Source organism: Stutzerimonas kunmingensis (assembly GCF_014764705.1).
Lineage (GTDB): Bacteria > Pseudomonadota > Gammaproteobacteria > Pseudomonadales > Pseudomonadaceae > Stutzerimonas.
In genome coordinates, this window is record NZ_JACXXG010000001.1 from 193,312 (window position 1) to 212,416 (window position 19,105).

Sequence of the window (19,105 nt, forward strand, 5' to 3'; positions counted from 1 at the left end):
TATCGACCTATGCTCATACCGAAAGGCAGGCGTGCGGCACGAAGGAGTAGGGGTATGCAGCGCAAGGTGTTCGATCGCAAGGTGTTCAACCGCAAGCTGGTGGTGATCACCGGCGGCTGTGCAGGGATCGGCCGCGCGCTGGCGGTGCGCATGGCACAGGCTGGCGCGCGGCTGGTGATCTTCGATCTGCATCAGGATGCGCTGGATGGCCTGGTGCAGCATCTGGCCGATCACCACAATGCCGATGCGCTGGGGTTGTGCTGTGACGTCAGCGATGCCGAGGCGGTGCAGCGCGCGATTGCGCTGGTGGTGGAGCGTTACGGCGGCATCGACGTGCTGGTCAACAACGCCGGCATCACTCACCGCAGCCCGGTAGCGAATACCAGCCTGGCAGTGTTCGAGCGGGTGATGGCGGTGAATTTCTACGGCGCGCTGCATTGCACTCAGGCCGCGCTGCCCAGTCTGATCTCCCGCGGCGGGCAGATCATTGTGCTCAGCTCGCTTTCGCAGTATTCGCCGGTGCCCAACCGGGCCGCCTACAACGCCAGCAAGCATGCCTTGCACGGGCTGTTCGAGACGCTGCGTTGCGAGCTTCGGGAAACCGATGTCAACGTCATGCTGGTCTGCCCCGGCTACACCGCCACCGATCTGCGCAAGAACGTGTTGGTCGGCGATGGTTCGACCGCGCCAACCCCTGCGTTGGACATCGGCCGAGTCGCTTCGCCGCAGGATGTGGCCGAGGCGATCTATCAGGGCGCGCTGCGCCGACGCCGGCTGCTGGTGCTGTCCAACCTGGACTGGAAGGCCCAGCTGCTGGCGCGCTGTTTTCCGCGGCTGTACCAGAGCCTGCTGTTGCCGCGGCTGCTTGGCGGGCGCGCATCCTGAACGTGGCGGGCTAGCTGCCGCTGCCGTAGAGTTGCTGCATCAGCGCCTCGTCCCAGTAGGACGCCTCGATCTTGTGGCTGTCCAGATCGCGTACGAAACAGCCGTAGTAGGGCTCGCCATATTCCGGGCGCGGGCCGGGTGCGCCTTCATCGCTTGCGCCGGCGGCGATCGCCGCGCGATGGAAGGCGTCGACCTCGGCCTGATCCGCAGCGAAAAAGCCGACATGGGTGCCGTTGCCCATCGACGCGCTGCCGCCGTCGATGGGGCGCTGAATCCAGAATTCCGGGTATTCACGGCCCCAGGCGACGGCGCCGGGGTGTTCGAGGATTCGCTTGCAGCCAAGGGTGGCGAGGACCTGGTCGTAGAAGGCAACCGCCTCGTCGAAGCGGTTGCTGCCCAGTGAAATGTGCGAAAGGATGCTTGGGTTCTGGTCGGCCATGGCGGGGTCTCCTGATGTGGCCGGAGCAAGCCTAGCAGGCTCTGCGCGCCTCGCCTGAACCTCCGTCGAAAGACCGCTCAGCCGTTGTCCGGCTGGCGTGTCGGCGGCTCGGTGCAGAGCATGAAGCAGCGGAACAGCATGATCGTCGGCAGCAACTGCAGTAGGCCGACCACGGCGTCCAGCAACATCGCCGGCAACAGTGGTGGCGTCTGCTCGGCGAACAGCTGGGCGGCGATCCAGATTTCCAGCATCCAGATCGGCAACAGCACGGTCATCACGCAGCCCAGTATCAGCAAAAAATGCCCGCGGGTGAGGGCGAAGCTCTCCTTCAGCGCCGCCAGCGGTGTCAGGCCACGCAAGACCAGCAGGTACTCGGCGAAGGCGATCTTGACCATGACCCAGATGCCGGGCAGCACGAACAGCGAGGCGCCGAGCATGATCAGCAGTGAGCCGAGCCCCGAGAGCACGGCCAGCGCTGGCCACAGCGGCAGGGCCCGGGCGTAGACCGCACGCAGCGCCGGATCGTGGCCACGGCTGCGCGCATCCAGATAAAGGATCAGCGCGCCGACGTACAGCGGATAGAAGATCAGGCCCACCAGCAGGTCCAGAGCGGGCAGGACGTTTTCGCCGAGCCAGTGATCGAGCGCCAGGCGTGTCGCGCTTTCGAGCAGGATCAGCGGCAGGCAGAGCCGGACGATGGTCAGGAAGTGGCGGGAGTAGAAGAACCAGGCGTCACGCAGAATGGCAAGAACGTTCATTGCAGACCGAAGGTGAGTAATCGTTTCGGGGCGCCACTGTAACGGATGCGGCAAGGACGGGACATGTGCGATTTCGCCGTCCATACTGGAGCCCCCTTTCAGATTCGGGCCGCCGCGTGAAGAAGATCGCCCTGTTCGCCGATGTACAGAACCTCTACTACACCGTGCGGCAGGCCCATGGCTGCCACTTCAACTATTCCGCGTTGTGGGCCGATGTCAGCCGTCGCGGCACCATCGTCGAGGCCTATGCCTACGCCATCGAGCGCGGTGACGCACGCCAGCAGCAGTTTCAGCAAATCCTGCGCAACCTCGGTTTCACGGTGAAGCTCAAGCCCTATATCCAGCGCAGCGACGGCTCGGCCAAGGGTGACTGGGATGTGGGCATCACCATCGACGTGCTGGATGCGGCGGCACGGGTCGACGAGGTGGTGCTGGCGTCCGGCGATGGCGATTTCGACCTGCTGCTCGATCGGGTGCGGGCCGGCGGCGCCGAAGCGACCGCCTATGGCGTACCGGGACTTACCGCGCAATCGCTGATCTGTGCGGCGACGCGTTACGTGCCGATCGAGGGTGATTTGTTGTTGCGTGGCTGAACATCCGCCCACTTTGAGGGGAGCGAGTCTGCCGATAGTGCGACTCGGAGTGGCCAGTGTAGGGTGAATGACGCTCCACCCATCCACCAAAACGACGTCAGGCTTTGCCGAGTGCCGCAAGCCGCTTGCGTACGGCCGCTTCGATGCCGGCCGCATCCAGGCCGCACTCGGCGAGCATTTCGCTGGGCTTGGCGTGCTCGACGTAGTAGTCGGGCAGGCCCAGATGCAGCATCGGTTTGAGAATGCTTTCGCCAGTGAGGAACTCGGCTACCGCGCTGCCGGCGCCAGCCATGATGCTGTTCTCTTCGATCGTCACCAGCAGCTCGTGGCTGCCAGCCAGTTCGCGCAGCAGGGCTTCGTCCAGCGGTTTGACGAATCGCATGTCGACCACCGTGGCGTCCAGCGCCTCGCCGACCTGCAGCGCTTCGGGCAGCTGCACGCCGAATACCAGAAGTGCGACGTTACTGCCCTCACGGCGCACCACGGCTTTGCCGATCTTCAGCGGCTCCAGGCCCGGCTCGATGGTGGCGTTGGGGCCGCTGCCGCGCGGATAGCGCACCGCGGCCGGGCCTTCGAAGTGGTAGCCGGTGGTGAGCATGCGGCGCATCTCGTTCTCGTCGCTGGGCGTCATCACCAGCATGCCGGGGATGCAGCGCAGGTAGGAGAGGTCGAAGCTGCCAGCGTGGGTCGGGCCGTCTTCGCCGACCAGTCCGGCACGGTCGATGGCGAACAGCACGTCGAGGTTCTGCACCGCGACATCGTGGATCAGCTGATCGTAGGCGCGCTGGAGGAACGTCGAATAGATCGCCACCACCGGCTTCATGCCTTCGCAGGCCATGCCTGCCGCCAGCGTCACAGCGTGCTGCTCGGCGATGGCGACATCGAAGTAACGCTGCGGGTAGCGCTCGCTGAAGGCCACCAGGTCCGAGCCTTCCTTCATCGCGGGGGTGATGCCGGTCAGGCGCGGGTCGGCGGCGGCCATGTCGCACAGCCACTGGCCGAACACATTGGAGTACTTGGGCCCTGAGGGCTTCTTCGGTTTGACCGGGGCGCCGACCGGCTCCAGCTTGCTGATCGCATGCCAGGTGATCGGGTCGGCTTCGGCGGGGGCGAAGCCCTTGCCCTTCTTCGTCACCACATGGAGGAATTGCGGGCCGTCGAGGTCGCGCATGTTGCGCAGGGTGGCGATCAGCGTCGGCAGGTCGTGGCCGTCGATGGGGCCGATGTAGTTCCAGCCCAGCTCCTCGAACAGCGTGCCCGGCACCAGCATGCCCTTGGCGTATTCCTCGGTGCGGCGGGCGATTTCCCAGGCACCCGGCAGGCGCGAGAGGATCTTCTTGCTGCCTTCGCGCATGCTCGAGTAGGTGCGGCTGGAGAGAATCTTGGCCAGGTAGTTGGACAGCCCGCCGACGTTGCGCGAGATCGACATGTCGTTGTCGTTGAGCACCACCAGCATGTTGGCGCCGACTTCCGGGGCGTGGTTGAGCGCCTCGAAGGCCATGCCGGCGGTGAGCGCGCCGTCGCCGATCACCGCGATGGACTTGCGCTGCTCGCCTTTCAGACGGGCGGCGACCGCCATGCCCAGGGCGGCGCTGATCGAGGTGCTGGAATGACCGACGCCGAAGGTGTCGTATTCGCTCTCCGAGCGGCGCGGGAAGGCGGCCAGGCCTTCCTTCTGGCGCAGCGTAGCCATGCGCTCACGGCGGCCGGTTAGGATCTTGTGCGGATAGGCCTGGTGGCCGACGTCCCACACCAGCCGGTCGTCCGGGGTGTCGTAGACGTAGTGCAGGGCGATGGTCAGCTCGATCACGCCGAGGCCGGCGCCGAAGTGCCCGCCAGTGTGGCCGACGCTGTACAACAGCTCCTGGCGCAGTTCGTTGGCAAGCTCTTCGAGTTCCGCCTCGCCCAGTCGGCGCAGCTGTTCGGGGGTCGCCGCTCGGTCAAGAACGGGCGTCGTGGGGCGAACCCGAGGGATCTCGTGAAAAGTCTTGGGCATCAGGCGGATCGTTGTTGTTGAAAAAAGAGCGGCAGTTTACCCGATGGGCCCTTCGATAAGAACGGCCCTGGGTCCGGTAGGGGTTTGACTGCGTTCGACGCGAAAACGCTCAGTTGCGTCGTTCGACGATGTAGCGCGCCAGCTCGCGCAGCGGCTCGGCGGCGGTATCGAACGGCCGCAGGGCGTGCAGCGCTTGGTCGCGTAGCTCCAGCGCATAGGCCTTGGCCGCGTCCATGCCGAGCAGTGCCGGGTAGGTCGGCTTGTCCCTGGCGATGTCGGCGCCCTGGTGCTTGCCCAGGGTCGCGGTGTCGCTTTCGACGTCGAGAATGTCGTCCTGGACCTGAAAGGCCAGGCCGATGGCGCGGGCGTACTGGCTCAGTGAGGCGAGGTTGTCGGCGTCGGCATGGCCGCTGGCGAGCGCGCCGAGCTGCACGCTGGCTTCGATCAGCGCGCCGGTCTTGTGCCGGTGCATCAGCTCCAGGGCGTCGCGATCGAGCTTGAGGCCGACCGAGCCGAGGTCGATGGCCTGCCCGCCGACCATCCCGGCCGGCCCGGCGGCGCGGGCCAGCACGGCGAACATGCGCAGGCGCAGCGTGGCGTCCAGCGGATTGTGCGCGGCCTCGGCCATGGCCTCGAAGGCCAGGCTCTGTAGGCCGTCGCCGGCGAGGATCGCGCAGGCCTCGTCGAACGCCTTGTGCGTGGTGGGCTGGCCGCGGCGCAGGTCGTCGTCGTCCATGGCCGGCAGGTCGTCGTGCACCAGCGAGTAAGCGTGGATCAGCTCGACGGCGCAGGCGGCGCCGTCAGCATCGGCCTTGTCACCATTCAGCGCTTCGCAGGCGGCGTAGACCAGCAGCGGGCGGACCCGTTTACCGCCGTTCATCACGCTGTAGCGCATGGCCTGATAGAGGCGTTCGAGTTGCGGCAGTGGTGCGGTGAAAAGGATTTCGAGGCAAGCGTCGACGCGCCGCTGAGCGCTTTTCTGGTAGGCGCCGATCATCATGCTTCGGGGTCCGACTCGAAGGGAGCTTCCTGCAGGCTGCCGTCGCGCTCGAGGAGAATCTGCACCTTTTGCTCGGCCTGGCTCAGCGCCGTCTGGCAGTCGCGGGTCAGCCCGATGCCCTGTTCGAAACAGGTCAGCGAGTCTTCCAGCGACAGCTCGCCGCTTTCCAGGCGCTCGACCAGCTGTTGCAGCTCGGCGAGGGATTGTTCGAAATCGAGGGCAGCTTTCTTGCGGGCCATGCGGGAACCTGTCGTCGGCAGCGAGTCGGAAACGGGCGCGACATTAGCAAAGAAACGCCCGCGGCAGCCACAAGGTTCGCCCGCGTGATGTGTATCCAGCTGCGTAAGGTGTCGGGATGCTGCCTGAGGTCAGCGAGCGCTAACCATGCTGCTCGCGCAGGCGTCGAGTGCGCTCGGCGAGCGGCAGCTTCGGGCAGCTGTCGCAGAGCTCGCCATCGGCGCGGCGGAAATGCTGGCAGCAGGCCTTGCGCTGCAAGCCGAGACGGGTGCCGCCATCGGTCAGCTGCACCGCTAGCAGGCCGCTGGCGCCCTGCATGCCGCACGCATCCAGCCAGGCATCGGCGCGACGGCAGAGCTGCAGGTTGCCGCAGCCATCGGTCCGTTGCGCGTGCAGCAGCGCGGCCAGCACGCAATCCGCGGCGAGGCGTTGCGCGAGCTTCGGATGCAGGCCGAGCAAGGTGCGGCAGGCCGCGTGGGCCTTGGTGCAGAACTGGCGGATCTGTTGCCCGGCATGCCGCAGCAGGCGCTGAGCGTCGGCGTGCAGCGGCTGGTGTGCCGGCAGGCAGAAACCGGCGACGAAGCCCTGCTGCAGACCTTGCGCCATGCCGTCCAGCTCGGGTGCCTGGCCGTCGAGCTGTACGGCCAGCACCTGCAGATAGATCGGCTGCCAGACCAACAGCGTCCAGCAGCGCGCCGCCCAGTAGTGCCGGCCCGCTTCCGGATGCGCCGCCTGCCAGTGCGCCAACAGGGTAGTCAGCGACTGCGGGCGATCCAGCATCAGCTCGTCGGGTCGTGGCGAGCCAACCCGTCCGTCCAGTCCGGGCAGGGCGTTGCGCACCCGCAGCAGCAGGTCGTTCAGTGCCTCGTCATCCGCCCATTGGGTTTCAGCGTTCCGGAGCATAGGGCGCGACGGGGTTTTTCAGGGTGCCGGCGAATTTCAGCGCACCGGCCGGATCGGCCAGATCCAGCATCTGCCGGTTGTTGCCCAGCTGCAGGCGGTTCAGGCAGGAGCGGGCGAATTCCTCGGCGAACAGGTCGTAGCGGGCGAACTTGTCGCGCAGCTGCGGCTGGCTGGCCTGATAGTCAGCGATGCAGTCGGCCACCTGTTGCCAGAAGCGCTGCTCCGGAAGGCCTACCTGCTCATCGAGGATTTGACCCAGATAGCGGAAGAAGCCGTCGAACACGTCGGTGAAGATCGACAGCACCTTGAGCTCGTCGGGCACCGATACCGCCAGGCGACCTACGGCCTCGGGAATCTGCGCGTCGGCATCGAGAATCACCGCTTCCTCGCCGATGTCCTTCATCAGCACGCGAACCGGTACATGGTCTTCCAGCACCAGGATCAGGTTCTCGCCATGCGGCATGAACACCAGATCGTGGGCGTAGAAGCAATGCAGCAGCGGCGTCAGATAGGCGTTGAGATAGCGGCGCAGCCAGCGGTCGGCGGTCAGGCCCGAGGCGCTGATCAGCGTCGACAGCAGGGTGCGTTCGTCGCCATCGCTGTGCAGCAGCGCGGCCATGGTCATCAGCCGCTGGCCGGGTTCGATGTGGCCCAGCGGGCTCTCGCGCCAGAGCGCCGAAAGCATCTTGCGATAGGGGCTGCTGGCCGGCAGCGCCTGCTCGTAATACGGGTTGCGATAGCCGATGGCTGCGACTTCGCGCAGCAACTGGAAGCCGCAGTCGCGCAGCACGGGGTCGCTGGCCACGCGCTTGGCGAGGTAGGCGTTGATCGCTGGCGTCGCCTGCATGTAGTACGGCGACAGCCCACGCATAAAGCCCATGTTGAGGATCGACAGGGCGGTCTTCACGTAGCGCCGCTGTGGCTGGCTCTGGTTGAAGAAGGTGCGGATCGACTGCTGCGCCAGGTAGCGGTCATTGCTCAGGCCGAGATAGACGATCTGCCGGTTGGCGATCTCGGCGGCGAAGCCGATGGCGAGGATGTTGTGCCACTGCCAGGGGTGCGCGGGCATCAGCAGGTAGTCGTCGGGGTCAAGCTGCAGCGCTCGCAGCTGGCTATGAAACACCTCGAGCTGACCACCCAGCTCCTCGCGCAGCAGGGTCGGCTGGTCGAGCCCGTCGATGGCGCTGTAGCTGGCGCGGCTGCGGTGCACGGCAAGCCAGACCAGGCGCACCGGACTCGCCGCTTCCGGCGCGTAGGCGCGGTAATCCTGAGCGTCGAAGCCCATCCGCCCGTTGTTGGCGACGAAGCCCGGGTGGCCTTCGCGCATGCCGGTCTCGACCTGCTGGAAGTCCGCCAGGGCCAATTGGGCGGCTCTCAGCGGGCTGTTGGCGAGCTTGTAGGCGCTGCCGAACAGGGTGCTGCTGATCTCGTCGAGGTAGACCGGCAGGTTGTTTTCCGAGATGCCCAGAGTGTCGGCGAACTCGATGATGAAGCTCAGCGCGTCCAGTGGCTGTTGCTGGCCATTGCTGAGTTTCTCGATGGAGTCGGTAACGATGGACCAGTGATCCAGCGCCAGTCGTCGCGCCTTGAAACGGTACTCGGTCGAGCTGTCCGGCACTGCGACGCGGTAGTGACTGTCGCCCAGCGGCTCAGGGCTGAACAACTTCTCGTGGCTGAACTCGCCCAGGGCTTTCTTCAGCAGCAGGCGATTGGCGCGGGCCCAATGTTCGGCCTGCAGGTGTTCGGTGGCCAGATCGCCGGCGGCGTTTGGCAGGTGCACGAGCTGATTCATTGCGGATTCTCCTGAAGGGTGGCGAGGAACTGCGCGCGGGTGCAGAACGCCAGGCAGGCATCCTTTTCCGGTAGCTGCAGCAGGCGCTGGTAGACGAAGCCGACGCGCTGGTTCAAGGCATGCACCTTGGCGTTGCGCGCATCGGGCTCGACGACGATGCGCCGAGCGAATGGGTCGGCGAACTGATAGGCGAGAATGCTGCGCATCACTTCCAGGCTGAAGCCGTGCACCGGGCGCTCGCAGGGGGCGAGCAGCAGGTGCATGCCGCGGTCACCGGGGCGCACCTGGTAGTGGTCGGCGAGGCGGTCGTGGGCCGGGTGATAGCCCTCGAACAGGAACGCGGGCTCGCCGTTGCACATGCCGAGGGCAATGTCGCGATGGCTGCTGCGTTGGATTTCGTCGACGTAATTGGTCAACTGCGCCAGGCTCAAATGGCCCATGGCCCAGAAGCGCGCGTAGTCGCGGCGCAGCCAGTCATGCAGCAACGGCAAATGTTCTGGTTGCACGGTTTCAAAGTGCATGGCGCCAAGCGCGCAGTAGCGAACGAAGCGCGGACCATCCGCGCGGGAAAGAGCGGTATTCATGATTTGGCTCCACAGAGGGGCGCATGCGTCGCTGCTGAAACCAGCAGCCAGCGCAGCACGCAGGCGGTGAGAACGAGGCCGAGGGCGGAAAGGAAGAACGGCGCGGCGAGGCCGGCATCGCGCACCACCAGCCCGGCCAGCCAGGAGGCGGCGAGCACGCCGAGGTTCTGGAAGATGTTGACCAGGCTGTAGTCGCGGCCGTAGTGCTCCGGCCGGCTGAGGGCGAACAGCCGTGCATCCAGCGCGACGGTGAGCTGGTACAGCGCCCAGCCGAATAGCACGCGCCCGGCCAGTACCAGCGGCATCTGCTCGATGCCCTGCAGTGCCAGTCCGGCCGCGCCCAGCAGCAGCCAGGCGGTCAGGTGCTGCCCGGCGTGGTAATGCAGGGCTAGGGCGAGCAGCGCCAGCATGCCGGGAATGGCGTAGACCAGGCCGGTGATCCAGCTTGCCTGGGGCCCACCAAGCTGCTCCCAGTACACCGTAAAGAACGGCCGCGCCAGGTAGATGCAGAAGTAGAACGCCAGCATCAGCAGGCACAGCCGGGCGATTGCCAGGTGCTCCCCGCGCGGCCGTGGTGGCGTGCTTGCATCGACCCGAGTCGGTTGCGGCGCATGGCGCAACAAGAGCAGGCTGACAGCCATCTGCACGAAATCCATCAGGCCCATCAGCACGAACATCCGCGCCGGGCTGAGGTAGTGCAGCACCCCGCCACCCAGCGTCGCGCCGGCAATCGCACCCAGATGCACCACCACCGAGAGCAGGCCGATGGTACGCACCTGCTGGTCGGCCCCCACCAGGCCCATCACGTAGGGGTACATCAGCAGATAGCTGGCCTTGAAGGCGATCATCGTCAGCGACACCGGCCAGAACAGCCATTGCTGCTCGATCGTTGCGCAGGCCAGTGCCAGCAGCCCAGCCATCAACTGGCCGAAGATCAGCAGCCGCAGCGGATGCGCATGCCTGGACAGGCGCACCCACAGCGGCAGGGCGAGCATCGCCACCAGGCACACCGCGGCAAGGTACAGCCCGACCTGCTCGCTGCGCAGTTCGCCGAAGCGCTCGGCGAAGTACTGCGGGTAGAACGGCATCAGCAGGCTGTCGCCGAGCACTGCCAGCAGCGTCATGCCGATTAGCGCGCGTCGCAGTGTCATCGCGCCGCCACCGCGCCCTGGGGTGTAACCGGCTGCGGCAGACTGAACTGCTGGAAGGCGATCTTCGTTTCCACCGCGTAGTGCTCGCGCCCGCAGATCTCGCGCAGGATGCAGGCATTGCGGTAGCAGCCCATGCCGAGATCCGGCGTCACCAGGCCGTGATCGACCAGCCCGGCGTTCTGCACGAAGACCTCGCCGCCGTTGCGGTCGATGCTGTAGTTGCGCGCCACGGCGAAGCGTTCCGGTGCCTGCCAGGCGATACGCTCGGCGATCGGCTGGATGAAGCGTGGCAGGCGGTACTGATACCCGCTGGCCATCACCAGTGCATCGCAGCGGTGGCGATAGCTCTGCTCCAGCTCATGCTGGAAGAACTCCAGCTCCAGCGTGCCATCGCCCAGGCGCTGGCAGCGACGCAGCTCTGCATTGGTCAGCAGCTGGGTCGGCACCTCGCCCTTGAGACTCTGGTTGTACAGCTCGTCGTAGATGGCGTTGATCAGCGTGGCGTTGATGCCCTTGTACAGGCCCTTCTGGCTGTCGATGAGCTTTTCCCGGGTGCTGCGCGGCAGGCTGTGGAAGTAGTCGATGTACTCGGGGCTGGTCATTTCCAGCGTCAGCTTGGTGTATTCCAGCGGGAAGAAGCGCGGCGCGCGGGTGATCCAGTTCAGCTGATAGTCGTGGCGGTCGATTTCCTGCAGCAGGTCGTAGTAGATCTCCGCCGCGCTCTGGCCGCTGCCGACCACGGTGATCGAGCGCTTGCCCTGCAGGCGCGGCTTGTCCTGCAGGTAGTTGCCGCTGTGGCTGACGTGCTCGGCCAGTGCCTCGCAACAGGTCGGCAGATAGGGCGTGGTGCCGGTGCCGAGCACCAGACGGCGGGTGAGGAACTCGAAGCCCTCGCCGCTGCGCGTGTGTACGCCGCGCACCCGGTAGCAGCGGCGCTCGTCGAGGTAGTCGACGTGCTGGACGAAGTGCTCGAAGCGCAGGCTGTCGAGCTGCTCGACCACCCACTGGCAGTACTGGTTGTACTCGCGGCGCATCAGGAAGAAGTCTTCCTTGATGTAGAAGGCGTACAGCCGCCCCGCCTGCTTGGCGTAGTTGAGGAAGCTGAAGCGGCTGGTGGGGTCGGCGAGGGTCACCAGATCAGCCATGAACGGCGTCTGCAGGGTGGCGCTGTCGAGCATCATGCCAGGGTGCCAGTTGAAACCCTCAGCGCGGTCGAGAAACAGGCAATCGAGCCCGTCGATGGGCTCGGCCAGGCAGGCCAGGCCGAGGTTGAACGGGCCGATGCCGATGCCAATGAAGTCATACATCTTGTTCATGTGCGATCTCCTTACTGGTTGGCGGCGGTGGGTAGGCCGTCGAGCAGGCGAGTGCCGTGGCCGCGAATCAGCTCGACGATGGTGCGCAGGTCGTCCAGCGTGGTTTCCGGGTTGAGCAGGGTGAACTTGAGGTGCTGGCGGCCCTCGACCACGGTGGCGGCGATCACCGCCGCGCCGGAGCGGAAGATCGCCTTGCGGATCTCGCGGTTGATCTCATCCAGACGCTCGTCGGCCACGCCCGGGGCGACGAAACGGAACACCAGCGTGCTCAGGCGCGGGGCGAAGACCTCGAAGGCCGGGTCCTCGGCGAGCAGGCGATGGGTGTCGGCAGCGCGGTCGATGACCTCCTCGAACATCGCACCGATATGCTCGGCACCGAGGATGCGCAGGGTCAGCCAGAGCTTCAGCGCGTCGAAGCTGCGGGTGGTCTGGATGCTCTTGTTGACCAGGTTCGGCGTGCCCTCGCGGGTCTGGCTGCGCGGGTTGAGGTAGTCGGCGTGGTGAGTGATGTAGCTCAGGTGCTGACGCTGGCGAACGAAGAAACCGCTGCAGCTGACCGGCTGGAAAAACGACTTGTGATAGTCGACGGTGACCGAGTCGGCATGTTCGATGCCGGCCAGCCAGTCGCGGTAGCGCGGTGCGACCAGCAGACCGCCGCCATAGGCCGCGTCGACGTGCAGCCAGACGCCATAGTGCTGGCACAGCGCGGCGATTTCCGGCAACGGATCGATGCTGCCGAAGTCGGTGGTGCCGGCGGTGGCGACCACGGCCATGGGCAGCTCGCCCAGGCGCTGACAGTCGGCCAGGGCCTGGGCCAACGCCGGCACGCTCATGCACTGGGCACTGTCGGTTTCGATGCTGCGCACGGCGTCGTAGCCCAGGCCCAGCAGCGCGGCGGATTTCTGCACGCTGAAGTGGCTGGCGCGGGAGGCGAAGATACGCAGCCCGACGGCCTCGGCCGGTAGGCCATGGCGCAGGTTGCCGCCGTGGCCCGGCAATCGATTGCAGACATGCTCGCGGGCCAGCAGCAGGCCCATCAGGTTGGACTGGGTGCCGCCGCTGGTGAACACGCCGTCGGCCTGGCCGCCGAGGCCGATACGCTCACAGGTCCAATCGATCAGGCGCTGTTCGATCAGCGTGCCGCCGGCGCTCTGGTCCCAGGTGTCCAGCGAAGAATTGAGCGACGACACCAGCACTTCGGCGAGCAGCGCCGGCAGCACCACCGGGCAGTTGAGGTGGGCGACGTAGCGCGGGTGGTGGAAGTACACCGCGTCGCGCAGGTAGAGCTGATCCAGCTCGCGTAGCGCGGCACCGGCGTCGCCCAGCGGGCGCTCCAGATCGACGCGTTCGAAATCGGCGGCCAGTTCCTGTGGAAGGATGCCGCTGAACGGCTGCTGCTGGCGCTGCAGACACTGCTGCACCAGGTTCAGCCCCTGCTGCATGAGCTGGCGGTAGTCATCGTGATTGCTGCGGGTGAACAGCCCGTTGCTGACGGGGCCGGGGGCGAAGGGCACTACGGTACTGGACGGGGTCATGCACATTCCTCGGGCCGAGCGCGGCCGCGACCCAGAGCGGGCCGTTTTCGCGGCTTCGGTGGTTTCTTGTCTGGCGGCTGGACCGCACGAAAGCATCTGCGAGGATGCCGTTTAATCGAGAATAACTCTCAATTGCGCAAGGGCACAGGCAAGACGAATCAGCGCGGAAAAACCATTACGGCGTCGAAGAAAAAAAGTTACGGCCGCTCCAGCCGCTGGCGCGCCTTGGCCAGCTGGGCGATCACGGTATTCACCGAGATGCCAAGGCGTCCGGCTATCTCGGCCTGGCTGAGACCTTCCAGCCGGGCCAGTTCGAACACCTCGCGGCAACGCGGCGGCAGGTCATCGAGCTGGCGCAGCACGCACTGCAGCGCGCAGTGGTTTTCAACCAGCCCGCAAGGGTCGGCCTGCACGGCTTCGATGAGTTCGAGCGGAGCTTCGTCTGATGCACCGAGCAAGGCGCGATGGCGCATGGCGTCGCGGAGCAGATTGGTGGCGATGCGAAAGAGATAGGCCTTGGGATTGTCGAGACGCTGCTCGGGCATGACCTGGGCGAGCTTCAGCCAGGCATCCTGCGCCAGGTCCTCGGCCAGCGTGCGACAGCCGCCGAGGCGCGTGAGGTGGGCGACCAGTTGCTGGCGATGATGGACGTAACACTGCAGGCAGGAATCGGAAATCTTGTTGTTGTCGCGCATGGGAGCGTGCCACCGAGAGGGGCAACGAAACTATCCCAGACGCGAACTATTCGCAATTGCAGGCTTAATGCTGGCACGCCGGTCGGTGCTTATCCGTCCAGCGGCAGCTGCAGGTTGATCGGTCGACCGTTCTGCTGCAGGCGGCACTGCGCTGCCGGCTGCGGCCGTGCGTAGTGGAATCCCTGCAAGCTGGGGCAGCCGTTGAGCCGCAGGAACGCCGCCTGACGCTCGTTCTCCACGCCTTCGGCGACCACGTGCAGGCCGAGGTGGCTGGCCATGGTGAGGATGCCGCGCACCAGCGCGACCGACTGTTCGCTATCCGGCAGCCCGCTGACGAACTCGCGGTCGATCTTGATGCCATCGAAGCGGAAGCGCTGCAGGTAGGTCAGCGAGGCGTAGCCGGTGCCGAAGTCGTCGAGCAGCAGCGGCAGTCCGGCGGCCTTCAGGCGGCCGAGGGTCTGCTGGACATGCTCATCGGCTTCGAGCAGCGCACTCTCGGTGACCTCCAGTTCCAGCATGCTCGCCGATGCGCCTTCTTCCTCAAGAATCGCCAGCAGGCTGCCGGCCAGATCCGCCTGGCGGAAGTCCAGTGGCGACAGGTTGACCGCGATGCGCAGCGCATGCCCCATGGCGTGCCAGCGACAAGCCTGGCGGCAGGCCTCGCGAAACACCCAGCGGGTCGCTTCGATGATCATGCCGCTCTCTTCCAGCACCGGAATGAACTCCCCGGGCGGCACCAGGCCGCGGTCCGGCGAAGCCCAGCGCAGCAGGGCTTCCATGACTTCTGGCTCACCCTGGGCGTTGACCTGCGGCTGGTAGTGCAGCACGAACTCTTCGTGATCCAGGGCGTGTCGCAGCGCCTGCTCCAGCTCACGGCGGCTGGCGGCTGCGTCGCTGAGTGCTTCGTTATAGATGACGGTGCGATTGCGTCCGGCGTCCTTGGCCGCATACAGAGCCAGGTCGACGCGCTTGAGCAGCTCGGTAGCGCTGTGCCGGCCGTCGCTGACCGCGATGCCGATACTCGGGCTGACGAAGCACTCGTACTGACCGATGCGCACCGGCAGCTCGAAACGCTCGATGATGCTTTTCGCCAGCTGTTCCGCACGCCGGGCATCGCTGCTGTCGAGCAACAGCATGAACTCGTCGCCACCGTTGCGCGAAAGCAGGGATTTTTCCGGCATCAGCTGGCCGAGGCGATCGCCGATCTGTATCAGCAATTTGTCCCCTATTTCGTGGCCGAGGCTGTCGTTGATGCGCTTGAAGTGATCCAGGTCGAGGTAGAGCAGGCTCAACGGCAGGCGAGCTGCCAACAGCTGGTCGAGGCGCTGCATCAGGTAGTTGCGGTTGGCCAGCTGGGTCAGCGGATCGAAGTGGGCGAGAAAGCGCAGCCGTTGTTCGGCGCGCAGTCGGTCGCTGATATCGCGCAGCAGGACCAGGAAATGGCGCACGCCGTAGCGCTGGAAGGGCGTGCAGCTGATTTCCAGCGGAATGTCCTGACCGTTTCGGCGGCCGGTCAGCTCCAGCGTGGTGTTCGCCGGCGTGCTGCGCAGGCGCGCGGTGGCATCGCTCTCTGCCAGGCGGTCGCCCGGCAGGTTGCCGATGAGCTCCTCCGGGGTACAGCCGAACAGGGCGGCAGCCGCCGGGTTGGCCTGCAGCACGCGCAGCTCGCGGTCGACCACCAGCATGCCGATCGGCGCCGTGTCGATCAGGTCGCGTAGCAGCTGTTCGCTTTCGCTGAGGGCCAGCTGCCGCTCGTGCAGCTGGTTCATCATGCGACTGAGGGTGGCGGCGAGCCGGCCGATCTCGTCGCGGCCGGCCACCGCCAGGGCCTGTGGCCGCTGGTCGATGGCGAACTGCCGTGCGGCCTGGTCGATGCGCGCCAGGCGGCGCGTCAGCAGGCGTCCGTAGATGCGGTTGAGGATCAGGCCGAGCAGCAGCAATAACGTAAGGGTCTGGGCCAGATAGAACCAGGCGTCACGCTTGGTCTGCGCGAGCATCGGCGTGAAGTCGTATTCGGCCAGCAGCGCTTCGCGCACCGGCGTGCCATCCTGTGCGACACGGTCCAGCGGGTAGATCGCCAGCTGTCGCGCGCCTTCGCCGGCCCAGGCGGGTCGACCGCTGTCGACACGGGCCTTGAGCGCGGCAGCGTCGATCAGCTCGAGCCGCTCGGCGGTCAGGCCCAGCCGGGTGGTGGCGATTATCTGCAGGTCAGGGCCGATCACCATTGCCCAGCGCACCCCCTCCAGGCTCGCCAGATCGGCCAGCTCCGTCTCCAGCTCGGCGTTGCGCCCCAGCCGGCGATGGTCGCTCAGGCTGCTCTGCAGCAGGGCGAGGTGCTGCGCGGTGTGGTCGCGCCAGTCGGTAAGCGTTTCCTCGATCCGCGTCGGCAGGTGCCAGGTGGTCAGGAGCACCGTGAACATCAGGCCGAAGATGCCCAGCAGCAGGGGCAGCGATTTTCGCAGCGACAATCTTGTCAGCATTCGAGCACCTCACAGCGGGGGACCAGCCCCTCATGCCGGACGTTGTTCAGCAGTTGTCGTTCGCCCATGTACTGGTTCAGACGTTCGATGCTGCGGTGTAGCTGGCCGTCACGGAGCCATTCGCGATTGACCGCGCGATCGCCCATGAGCAAGCCGTCCAGCGTGACCTGCAGCGCAGCGGGCGTCAGGCCCAGGCGTGCGAGCAGGTGTGGGTCGGTCTTGGCGCGCTGCTCCTGCCAGGCGCGCAAGGCGTCGAACCAGAGCGCTCTGAGGCGCCTGCGCTGCTCAGGATTGACCCGCTGGCGATCGACGACCAGAACGTCGACGATCTCGCCCGGCAGTTGGCGGCTGTCGAAGATGCGGCGCGCGCCGCTGGCCTCCAGCGCTGGCCCTTCCGAGGCGAAGGTGATGACCGCATCGACACGGCCGGCGGCATACGCCTCGACCTGCTCATGAACCGGCAGGCTGACCACCTCCAGGTCTGCAATGGTCAGCTGCGCCTGATCAAGCACGCGGGAGAGGAAATAGGCACCGAGCGCAGTGTTCTCCACGCCGATTCGCCGGCCGCGCAGGTCGTCGAGGGTGGCTATCGGCGCGCGGGCGAAAAGGACGTCCGCGCCAGCGGAAACATTGGTGACCAGGATGATCTCCAGATTCAGATCGGCGCTGGCTTGCAGCAGCAGCGTTTCGTCCAGGGTCAGCATGGCGGCATCCAGCATGCCATTGCGAAAGCCGCGCAGCACGCCGGTGGTGGTTGGGTACTCGACCAGGCGAACGCCGCTCGGCGCCGTCCAGTGCAGTTCGTCCGCCAGATAGAACGGGGCATAGCCGAGCCAGCGGTTACTGCCGACCCGGACGGCGTCCGGGTCGGGCTGGCAGCCGAGCAAGGCGATGAACATCAGCAATATGATTGAGCCCCGGACCATGCGATCACTCCGTGATACCTGTATGCCACCATAGCGAAACTGTACGGTCACGGGAATCCCTGCTAAAGCAGTGGGTATTCCCACCGAGTGCACTAGAGAACTCGCCGTTAACGCGATGACCTGGGCCGTAATGCCTGCTGCGCGGACGTGGCAGCTGAGCTGCGACAACGTGTCCGGCGGGCACAAGCGCGCGTCTGGTAGCTTCCAGAACAAGAACTTCGCGTAGGACGCGACGGAGCGGAAGCTTGAAACGCAAGGCAGGACTACTGGCGGCACTCATATTGACCCTGACGCTGGTGCCAATGTGGGTCTTCGTTATCAATGAGATAAAGCACGAGCGCGTCCTCGCCACGGACGCCGCGCGCAACGACGCGATGAACCTGGCCACCGCCTTCGAGGCGCATGTGCACAGCGTGATAAGACTGATGGATACCGTGCTCCTGGATATGCGCGAAGACGTGCTGGAGCACGCCGATTTCGCCAGTTATGTGGACGAGGAGCTGGCTGTCTATGGCAATTTCCTCACGCAACTGGCAGTGATCGACAAGGACGGCCGACTGGTTTTTTCCAACCTCGACGCGAATATCAAGCCTGTGGATCTAAGTGATCGCGAGCATTTCCGCGTACATCGGGACCACCCCGGGGAAGACCGCCTGTTCATCAGCAAGCCGGTGCTGGGCAGGGTGTCGAAACAGTGGACCATCCAGTTCACTCGTCCCATTCATCAAGACGGTGAATTCGCCGGCGTTCTGGTGCTCTCCATTCCCACCAGCTTCTTCGCTGACTACTACCAGCAGATAAACGTGGGCCCCAATGGCAGCATCGCGCTGGTTGGCACTGATCGCAGCTTGCGTGCGATTGCCGCGGGAGCGCCCGTCGTCGGTCGTTACGGGCGTTTCAAGGTGCCGGAAGACAAGCCCTATTTCGATCCGAATGCCCCTGCGCGCGGTTATTACGAAGGGGTGAGCGCGATCGATGGTGAGTATCGTCTGGGCGCCTACCGGCGGCTCGCCGATGATGGGGTCGTGGTCGTGGTGCTGTTGTCGCCGAAGGATTTCATGGCTGCGTTCGATGAGCGCCGGGAGCTGCTGATTGCCTCCGCTGGCATCATCTCGCTGCTGCTGGCGGCGGTCGCGCTGCTGATATTCGTCCTGAGCAACCGCTATTTCCAGAGCACGGAAAAGCTGCGTCAGGCTCACGATCAACTGGCGCAGCTGGCCAATACCGATGTGCTGACGGGGGTGAGCAGCCGTCGATCGTTCCTGGCCGGCCTGGAAGCCGAGCTTGCCCGGGCTCGCCGCCACGATGAAAGCCTCAGCCTGCTGATGCTCGACATCGACCACTTCAAGCGCGTCAACGATGTGCACGGCCATCCGATCGGCGACGCGGTGCTCAAGCAGTTCACCGCGACATGCGCCAGCATGCTGCGCGCGCACGATCTGTTCGGCCGTCTCGGTGGAGAGGAGTTTGCAATCGCACTGCCGCATACAGATCTCGACGGCGCACGCAGTGTGGCTGAGAAGATCCGCATGGCCATCGAGCAGGCGCCATTGACGACCGCAGCGGGCAACATCGGGATCACGGTTAGCATCGGCGTGGCCCAGACGCATGCCGGGCAGCATGAGATCGATCAGTTGATCGCGTGGGCGGACAAGGCGCTCTATGACGCCAAGCACGGAGGTCGAAACCAGGTTCGCGTCGGCCGCCCGGAGGACGAAGCGGAAGGCTAAATCGCGGGCAATAAAAAAGCCGGCTTGTGGCCGGCTTTTAATGAACATAAGCTTCTGATAATAAAGAAAATATCAGTTCTCATGC

General features: G+C 65.4%; 17 protein-coding genes. 3 read left to right on the forward strand and 14 right to left on the reverse strand.

The window, feature by feature from the left end; all coding sequences use genetic code 11:
* Window positions 1–54: 54 nt before the first annotated feature.
* Window positions 55–885 (forward strand): SDR family oxidoreductase, encoded by an 831-nt coding sequence (locus IEG05_RS00950; protein WP_014819011.1) that lies wholly within the window; start codon window positions 55–57, stop codon window positions 883–885.
* 10 nt (window positions 886–895) lie between these two features.
* Here the strand turns inward: IEG05_RS00950 and IEG05_RS00955 are convergent, their stop codons facing one another.
* Both IEG05_RS00955 and IEG05_RS00960 read right to left on the reverse strand, forming a co-directional pair.
* Complete coding sequence (locus IEG05_RS00955) at window positions 896–1,324, reverse strand: VOC family protein (protein ID WP_191121495.1); 429 nt, start codon at window positions 1,322–1,324, stop codon at window positions 896–898.
* A gap of 77 nt (window positions 1,325–1,401) precedes the next feature.
* Entirely contained in the window at window positions 1,402–2,082 is a 681-nt protein-coding gene (locus IEG05_RS00960) for a YciC family protein (RefSeq protein ID WP_014819013.1), read from the reverse strand.
* 116 nt (window positions 2,083–2,198) lie between these two features.
* On the opposite strand from IEG05_RS00960, the gene IEG05_RS00965 reads away from it, so the two are divergent.
* On the forward strand, window positions 2,199–2,675 hold the full coding sequence (locus IEG05_RS00965) for a LabA-like NYN domain-containing protein (protein WP_191121496.1): 477 nt from the start codon (window positions 2,199–2,201) through the stop codon (window positions 2,673–2,675).
* A 97-nt stretch (window positions 2,676–2,772) separates the two neighbouring features.
* Here IEG05_RS00965 and dxs read toward each other — a convergent pair whose 3' ends face one another.
* The 12 genes from dxs to IEG05_RS01025 all read right to left on the reverse strand — a co-directional run bounded on the left by dxs (window position 2,773) and on the right by IEG05_RS01025 (window position 17,290).
* Window positions 2,773–4,671 (reverse strand): 1-deoxy-D-xylulose-5-phosphate synthase, encoded by a 1,899-nt coding sequence (dxs, locus tag IEG05_RS00970; protein ID WP_191121497.1) that lies wholly within the window; start codon window positions 4,669–4,671, stop codon window positions 2,773–2,775.
* 109 nt (window positions 4,672–4,780) lie between these two features.
* Window positions 4,781–5,668 carry a polyprenyl synthetase family protein gene (locus IEG05_RS00975; protein ID WP_191121556.1) on the reverse strand — a complete coding sequence of 296 codons (888 nt, stop codon included), beginning with the start codon at window positions 5,666–5,668 and terminating at the stop codon, window positions 4,781–4,783.
* Entirely contained in the window at window positions 5,668–5,910 is a 243-nt protein-coding gene (locus IEG05_RS00980) for an exodeoxyribonuclease VII small subunit (protein WP_125896903.1), read from the reverse strand. The genes IEG05_RS00975 and IEG05_RS00980 overlap by 1 nt, the downstream gene beginning before the upstream one ends.
* Window positions 5,911–6,049: 139 nt before the next feature.
* Window positions 6,050–6,811: a siderophore ferric iron reductase gene (locus IEG05_RS00985; protein WP_191121498.1), complete on the reverse strand. Its 762-nt coding sequence runs from the start codon at window positions 6,809–6,811 to the stop codon at window positions 6,050–6,052.
* Window positions 6,795–8,603 (reverse strand): IucA/IucC family protein, encoded by a 1,809-nt coding sequence (locus IEG05_RS00990; protein ID WP_191121499.1) that lies wholly within the window; start codon window positions 8,601–8,603, stop codon window positions 6,795–6,797. The genes IEG05_RS00985 and IEG05_RS00990 overlap by 17 nt, the downstream gene beginning before the upstream one ends.
* The gene (locus IEG05_RS00995) at window positions 8,600–9,187 is read right to left on the reverse strand and encodes a GNAT family N-acetyltransferase (RefSeq protein ID WP_015275595.1); all 588 of its coding nucleotides are present in this window, start codon (window positions 9,185–9,187) and stop codon (window positions 8,600–8,602) included. Before IEG05_RS00995 ends, IEG05_RS00990 begins: the two co-directional genes overlap by 4 nt.
* Window positions 9,184–10,338 carry an MFS transporter gene (locus IEG05_RS01000; protein ID WP_191121500.1) on the reverse strand — a complete coding sequence of 385 codons (1,155 nt, stop codon included), beginning with the start codon at window positions 10,336–10,338 and terminating at the stop codon, window positions 9,184–9,186. Before IEG05_RS01000 ends, IEG05_RS00995 begins: the two co-directional genes overlap by 4 nt.
* Window positions 10,335–11,654 (reverse strand): lysine N(6)-hydroxylase/L-ornithine N(5)-oxygenase family protein, encoded by a 1,320-nt coding sequence (locus IEG05_RS01005; RefSeq protein WP_191121501.1) that lies wholly within the window; start codon window positions 11,652–11,654, stop codon window positions 10,335–10,337. Before IEG05_RS01005 ends, IEG05_RS01000 begins: the two co-directional genes overlap by 4 nt.
* A gap of 11 nt (window positions 11,655–11,665) precedes the next feature.
* Window positions 11,666–13,189, reverse strand: a complete 1,524-nt coding sequence (locus IEG05_RS01010; RefSeq protein WP_191121502.1) for a pyridoxal phosphate-dependent decarboxylase family protein — start codon at window positions 13,187–13,189, stop codon at window positions 11,666–11,668.
* Between the two features lie 197 nt (window positions 13,190–13,386).
* The gene (locus IEG05_RS01015; protein ID WP_224742620.1) at window positions 13,387–13,884 is read right to left on the reverse strand and encodes an RNA polymerase sigma factor; all 498 of its coding nucleotides are present in this window, start codon (window positions 13,882–13,884) and stop codon (window positions 13,387–13,389) included.
* A gap of 89 nt (window positions 13,885–13,973) precedes the next feature.
* On the reverse strand, window positions 13,974–16,364 hold the full coding sequence (locus IEG05_RS01020; RefSeq protein ID WP_191121503.1) for a putative bifunctional diguanylate cyclase/phosphodiesterase: 2,391 nt from the start codon (window positions 16,362–16,364) through the stop codon (window positions 13,974–13,976).
* Window positions 16,358–17,290, reverse strand: a complete 933-nt coding sequence (locus IEG05_RS01025; RefSeq protein ID WP_125896897.1) for an ABC transporter substrate-binding protein — start codon at window positions 17,288–17,290, stop codon at window positions 16,358–16,360. The genes IEG05_RS01020 and IEG05_RS01025 overlap by 7 nt, the downstream gene beginning before the upstream one ends.
* A gap of 245 nt (window positions 17,291–17,535) precedes the next feature.
* On the opposite strand from IEG05_RS01025, the gene IEG05_RS01030 reads away from it, so the two are divergent.
* Window positions 17,536–19,020: a sensor domain-containing diguanylate cyclase gene (locus IEG05_RS01030; RefSeq protein WP_224742621.1), complete on the forward strand. Its 1,485-nt coding sequence runs from the start codon at window positions 17,536–17,538 to the stop codon at window positions 19,018–19,020.
* The last annotated feature ends 85 nt before the right edge of the window (window positions 19,021–19,105 follow it).

What these genes read in the sequence shown, in the direction of transcription:
- IEG05_RS00950 (WP_014819011.1), top strand. Translation starts at nt 55, where the DNA reads ATGCAGCGCAAGGTGTTCGATCGCAAGGTGTTCAACCGCAAGCTGGTG.
- IEG05_RS00955 (WP_191121495.1), bottom strand. Translation starts at nt 1,324, where the DNA reads ATGGCCGACCAGAACCCAAGCATCCTTTCGCACATTTCACTGGGCAGC.
- IEG05_RS00960 (WP_014819013.1), bottom strand. Translation starts at nt 2,082, where the DNA reads ATGAACGTTCTTGCCATTCTGCGTGACGCCTGGTTCTTCTACTCCCGC.
- dxs (WP_191121497.1), bottom strand. Translation starts at nt 4,671, where the DNA reads ATGCCCAAGACTTTTCACGAGATCCCTCGGGTTCGCCCCACGACGCCC.
- IEG05_RS00975 (WP_191121556.1), bottom strand. Translation starts at nt 5,668, where the DNA reads ATGATCGGCGCCTACCAGAAAAGCGCTCAGCGGCGCGTCGACGCTTGC.
- IEG05_RS00980 (WP_125896903.1), bottom strand. Translation starts at nt 5,910, where the DNA reads ATGGCCCGCAAGAAAGCTGCCCTCGATTTCGAACAATCCCTCGCCGAG.
- IEG05_RS00985 (WP_191121498.1), bottom strand. Translation starts at nt 6,811, where the DNA reads ATGCTCCGGAACGCTGAAACCCAATGGGCGGATGACGAGGCACTGAAC.
- IEG05_RS00990 (WP_191121499.1), bottom strand. Translation starts at nt 8,603, where the DNA reads ATGAATCAGCTCGTGCACCTGCCAAACGCCGCCGGCGATCTGGCCACC.
- IEG05_RS00995 (WP_015275595.1), bottom strand. Translation starts at nt 9,187, where the DNA reads ATGAATACCGCTCTTTCCCGCGCGGATGGTCCGCGCTTCGTTCGCTAC.
- IEG05_RS01000 (WP_191121500.1), bottom strand. Translation starts at nt 10,338, where the DNA reads ATGACACTGCGACGCGCGCTAATCGGCATGACGCTGCTGGCAGTGCTC.
- IEG05_RS01005 (WP_191121501.1), bottom strand. Translation starts at nt 11,654, where the DNA reads ATGAACAAGATGTATGACTTCATTGGCATCGGCATCGGCCCGTTCAAC.
- IEG05_RS01010 (WP_191121502.1), bottom strand. Translation starts at nt 13,189, where the DNA reads ATGACCCCGTCCAGTACCGTAGTGCCCTTCGCCCCCGGCCCCGTCAGC.
- IEG05_RS01015 (WP_224742620.1), bottom strand. Translation starts at nt 13,884, where the DNA reads ATGCGCGACAACAACAAGATTTCCGATTCCTGCCTGCAGTGTTACGTC.
- IEG05_RS01020 (WP_191121503.1), bottom strand. Translation starts at nt 16,364, where the DNA reads ATGCTGACAAGATTGTCGCTGCGAAAATCGCTGCCCCTGCTGCTGGGC.
- IEG05_RS01025 (WP_125896897.1), bottom strand. Translation starts at nt 17,290, where the DNA reads ATGGTCCGGGGCTCAATCATATTGCTGATGTTCATCGCCTTGCTCGGC.